The organism is Acidobacteriota bacterium (assembly GCA_016208495.1).
Taxonomy (GTDB): Bacteria; Acidobacteriota; Blastocatellia; order Chloracidobacteriales; family Chloracidobacteriaceae; genus JACQXX01.
This window is the reverse complement of sequence record JACQXX010000157.1, coordinates 1-5,134: the sequence shown is the minus strand read 5'-3', so window position 1 is coordinate 5,134 and position 5,134 is coordinate 1. Positions and strand designations below refer to the sequence as shown.

The following is a 5,134-nucleotide window of genomic DNA, read 5'->3' as shown; positions in this document are numbered from 1 at the left end:
TATCAACGGCACCAATCTGGCCGACACCTTTAACCTGACCTTTGATTCTGGACAGGGGATCAACATTTCCAACCTGTCGAGCACTTCAACCCAGGTCACGGCCACGGTTGAAATTCAATTGAACGCTGAACCCGGTCAACGACAAGTCTGGGTCACGACCCCTGCCGGAGACTCCAACCAACTGCTGTTCACCATCACAGCACTCGATTTGGCCATCACCTCATTGAATCCCACTTCCGCCTTCCAGGGAACGAGCTTCACCCTGGAAATTGCGGGAACGAGTCTCCAAACCGTGAGCGCGGTGAATTTTGCACCATCCGAAGGCATTACGGTGAGTAATGTATCGGCGACCGCCACGACGGTGACGGCCACGGTCAGTCTTGACCCAGGCATCAATGGCGACCGGCAAGTCACAGTGACGAATGGAGTTGCAGTCAGTAATAGCCTGGTGTTCCAGCTTCCGGATTCCTGTACCATGTCTGGAGTGGTAACGGCGGAATCCGGCGATATGTATGGTGGCGATCTGGCCCGTGGGATCGGACACAAAGCAATCAGATTTCAACCACGTCATGTCGGAGCAGGTTCCACCCGAGCCTCAAGCCTGGAGTGGCGGGGTGATCGGCCCTACTCGGGACAGGTCGTCATTGATCTGGATTTGACGCAGGTGGATGGCGAAGCCGAACTGGAAGCGACGTTAAGTGCGGCAACAAGCGTTGGAGTGCAGACACTTCCGTCAGCGGTAACAGCGACCTCAAGCGGTTCAGTCAGTTATCCAGGTGGAAGTGTTGAGGTCTCGGTGACAACATCGTTTGACCAAAATGGGCAGGTCACAGCGACGGATGGTGAGACTGATATTTCCGGAACATCAGCCAGTCAAACCATCGTGAGTCGGTTTGTGGTGATGGGAGGTGGCCAGGTGTCACTGACGTACACGGGAAGTTCAGCGTGCTCACCAGCAACACCATTCGTTACCCTTGGATTCCAGGGAGAAGTTCTGTTAGTCACGTGCCGGGCACTGGGCAACCGGGCAACCCCTGGCAAAACGACGGCTTACCAAAAATCCGTGACCTGGCGTGGCGGAAAATCAATCCAGCAAACCCAAAGCCCAGAGAAAGGGAAAAAGGAACAAGGAAACAAGGGGACGGCTTTTTCATCCCTCGTCCCACATCTCTCATCGCTTGGAGTTCCCCAAAGTCCTGGGTTGACAAATCAGACCTCTGAAGAAGTGCTCTCGTGGACGCAAACCTGGAGCTACGACCGGTTCGGGAATCGGAAAACGGCGGTCACTCGAATTGGAGAAACCGAAAATCGGCAGGACCTGGTGGTCAATGGCCGAAACAACCGGGTGAATGAAACCGCCGGGATGAGCTATGATGCAGCCGGGAATGTGATCTTTGACAATGGAAAAAGCTTCAAGTACGACGCCGAAAACCGGATGGTGGAAGCGGTGGTCAACGGTGTCACAACCAGCTACCGCTACGACGGCGAAGGAAGAAGAATCAAAAAGACGGTCGGCACGGCGGTCACCAGATTCGTCTAGGGGATGGGTGGCGAACTCAACGCCGAACACGAAGGACTGACAGCTTCACCAGCAACCCCAACCAAAGAGTACGTTTACGGCCCAACCGGGATGCTGGCGGAAGTCACTGGCGGCGAAGTGAACTTCCTGACACCGGACCACCTTGGGTCGCCGAGGGTGCTCACCAGTCAGAATGGCATCGTCGTCAACCGAAGGGACTTCTTCCCTTTCGGAGAAGACATCGCGGTTGGGGTCGGTGGACGTTCGGCGGGAATGGGCTACGGGACGGACAGCCTTCGTCAACGCTTTACTGGTTATGAAAAAGATGAGGAAACAGGACTGGATTTTGCTCAAGCACGGTACTACACCAATGCGCTGGGGCGGTTTCAGAGTACGGATCCTTTTGGGGGAAGTGGGAAAACAATCAATCCTCAAACCTGGAATCGATTTACTTATTGTCTCAATAACCCTGTTAACTTTGTGGATCCCCTTGGGTTACAAAATCAACCTCCAGGCAAACAGACACCCGCATATGAAGATCCACCAAGTGTTCCCCCAATTGTGGAAGATTTCACAACTGCATTTGATACCCTAACTGAGCTGCTTTGGTATTACTTTGACCGACCAGGCAACCGCGAAGTCGCCAACCCAACTTTAAACGGCGGGCTCCCCTTAAATCAACGATTGCCAAATGTCGGATATTCGGTTGCGGATCTGACGGTAACCTCATCAAAACAAATCGGCCAAGCCAATTTGATGTTTCTTGACATCCTTGATCAATCAGGTGTGATATCGGCAAGTGCTCAGTATGATCTTGGACTTATAGACGAAACTGAATATGGCACGACGATTGGACTTGCTATTATTTTTAAATTTGGTGGATCTAACCCGCTCCCCAAGCCAACTCCAAATGCGCTAAACGCACTGAAAGGGCTCATTCCACATTTCTTGTTGACAGCTATAGAGATAGAACAAAGTGCCAGATATTTTGAAAATCAGGCAATAACGGATAAAGGGCCTCAAGAATTTAGAGATGCTCAACGAGCATTTAATCAAGAAAGAGCAAGATGGTTAAGACAACCTACGGGGCCTCCACCCGTATCGTTCAAGCGCTGGGCAGAGATGCGTGGGCTAGATACTAAAACTGGAAAATCCATTGTCAAAAGCGTGGTGAGGATTAAGTAAGGAGTTATGGCTATTAAATCTTTAATTTGCACACTCAATGCACCAGCAAAACTTTGCTTGAATAATTTTGAGTTGTCCTGGCAGCAATCTCTTAAATTGGATGAGAAGATTACATCTCCACCGACTTTCCCTCCGTGGGAAACTCTGGCGGAAATATTAGTTGATCCATCCGAGAAAATATTTGTTGGTATAAGTTACTTTATACCAAAGGAATACTGGGAGGTTGCAGATGAACTCTGTAACTACTTAGATGTTAATGCTATACGATTAAATAAATTTGCTTCCCCTATAGATCAAGCCCCATACAGGGATTTTCTGGGCAATGATTTTCGTGATGTTCGATTTCTTGAATGCACATGGTGCAATTCTGTTGGTTACATTTTATCAAGCCAGCTTGATGATGTTCTTTGGTATAAGTCAACGGTAAAACAACAACCTAAGGCTTACGCCATTGGAGTCAATAATCTGGACTTCATACTTAAAGAATATAACTTGAGTCTTCCAACTCATTTCGATCTTCCTAAATTCTCTTGTGAGTTTGTTGAGAGCAGTTGTGTTGAGAAAGAGAAAAACTCATTTTTAAAAATCATCGACTTTTTCTCTAATTGTTAACTCTATTCTTGTTTTCTTGTTTTTTCATTCTTTGTGAGTCCAAGGTTTCGTGAGTGCAAACCCGGAGCTACGACCGGTTTGGGAATCGGAAAACAGCAGTCACCCGAATTGGAGAAACCGAGAACCGGCAGGACTTGCAGGTCAACGGACGAAATAATCGTGTAAATGAAAACGCCGGGATGAGCTATGATGCAGCCGGAAACGTGATCATTGACAATGGAAAGACATTCAAGTACGACGCGGAAAACCGGATGGTGGAAGCGGTGGTCAACGGCGTCACAACCCACTACCGCTACGACGGCGAAGGAAGAAGAATCAAAAAGACGGTCGGCACGGCGGTCACCAGATTCGTCTATGGGATGGGTGGCGAACTCATCGCCGAACACGAAGGCGCGACGGCAACTCCGTCAACCCCGAGCAAGGAATATATTTACGGGCCGACGGGGATGCTGGCGGAAGTCACCGGGACGGAAGTGAACTACCTGACGCCGGACCACCTTGGGTCGCCGAGGGTGCTCACCAGTCAGAATGGCATCGTCGTCAACCGAAGGGACTTCTTCCCTTTCGGAGAAGACATCGCGGTTGGGGTGGGTGGACGTTCGGCGGGAATGGGCTACGGGACGGACTCGTTGCGGCACAAATTCTCCGGCAAGGAGCGCGACCAGGAAACCGGATTGGATTTCTTCGGAGCGAGGTATTATGGAAACTCACTCGGACGCTTTTTAACGACTGATCCTTTTAGCGGCAGCGGACGAGTCGAAGATCCCCAAACCTGGAATCGGTACACATATGTTCTAAATTGCCCAACTGGGTTGATTGATCCTGATGGAAAACAAGAAAGAGGGCGTGGCGGATCAAACGTGATCAATGTTTTTATCACTTTTACCCAAGAAGAGCTTCACCCAACATTGAATACTGGCAAACCTGCTCCAGACGCACTCCCAGATGCCTCCTGGACAAATCTTAATCAAGGACTTAATCCGGCTAAGTTCACTGTTAATGTTCAGTTCGGAGCGACGGTAGATGAAATAACAAACTCCTCAGAATCTGCTAATTTAACATTAATAATAGGACACGCTGGAGGTGAACTTATAGAGGGGAGACACGTGGGCAATGGAATGAAAGTATCAGATGGCTGGGTAGGAACGAGAGACGGGATGGAAATAACAACTCTATGGAGAGAAGATCAAATTGTTGGAGGTATTCCAACCAATGGATGTGGGGACATAGCTTTATTCGGATGCAATACGGCTGAACGGATAGCTGGTCGATTTACTGATCGCCAAGTCATTGCCAATGATGGGGGCAATGATGGAGTAACATCGACTAATGCACTAGCGCAGGCTGGCCACGTGTTTACGGTTGTTTATCGTGCAACAGGAGGTAACGCGCTGTTAGCATTAAGAATAGCCCAAGGAGCATTTAATCAACGAAGTGGAGTGCAAAACACTCTTACGGGGCGAGCTTCAAATGTAGGAGATCAACTCATCCTTAGGAATTACTCTGGCCCTCGAGTTAGTGTTAATCCAACAACAACAACCCAACTCCAAACACAAATCCAACCAAAACCAACACAGTGAGTGTTCGGTAGCACCACACTTAATCGTGGTGGCTGGTTTTTTGGATGAATTTGACTGCTTTTGGAGCCTCAATCTCAAATGTTTAACCTGGAATCAATAGTTAGAGCGTGTCGCAGAACGGATCTTTGGAAAGAAAAGAAAACAGGGATAAGAGACTTGAAAAAGAAAGACGGTATAGGGTTTCCTAAGGAAATATGAAAAACCGAGAGGAAACCCATGACCGAACCAAAGAAGTGTA

At 48.9% G+C, this 5,134-nt stretch carries 4 protein-coding genes; all 4 read left to right on the top strand.

From position 1 onward, the window contains the following. On the top strand, window positions 1-1,540 hold a 1,540-nt coding region (locus HY774_28480), incomplete at its 5' end, for a hypothetical protein (GenBank protein MBI4752446.1). Window positions 1,541-1,543: 3 nt separating this feature from the next. Then, on the top strand, window positions 1,544-2,704 hold the full coding sequence (locus HY774_28475) for an RHS repeat-associated core domain-containing protein (protein MBI4752445.1): 1,161 nt from the start codon (window positions 1,544-1,546) through the stop codon (window positions 2,702-2,704). A gap of 6 nt (window positions 2,705-2,710) precedes the next feature. After that, window positions 2,711-3,316, top strand: a complete 606-nt coding sequence (locus HY774_28470) for a hypothetical protein (protein MBI4752444.1) — start codon at window positions 2,711-2,713, stop codon at window positions 3,314-3,316. A gap of 179 nt (window positions 3,317-3,495) precedes the next feature. After that, window positions 3,496-4,896, top strand: a complete 1,401-nt coding sequence (locus HY774_28465) for an RHS repeat-associated core domain-containing protein (protein MBI4752443.1) — start codon at window positions 3,496-3,498, stop codon at window positions 4,894-4,896. Window positions 4,897-5,134: the final 238 nt, after the last annotated feature.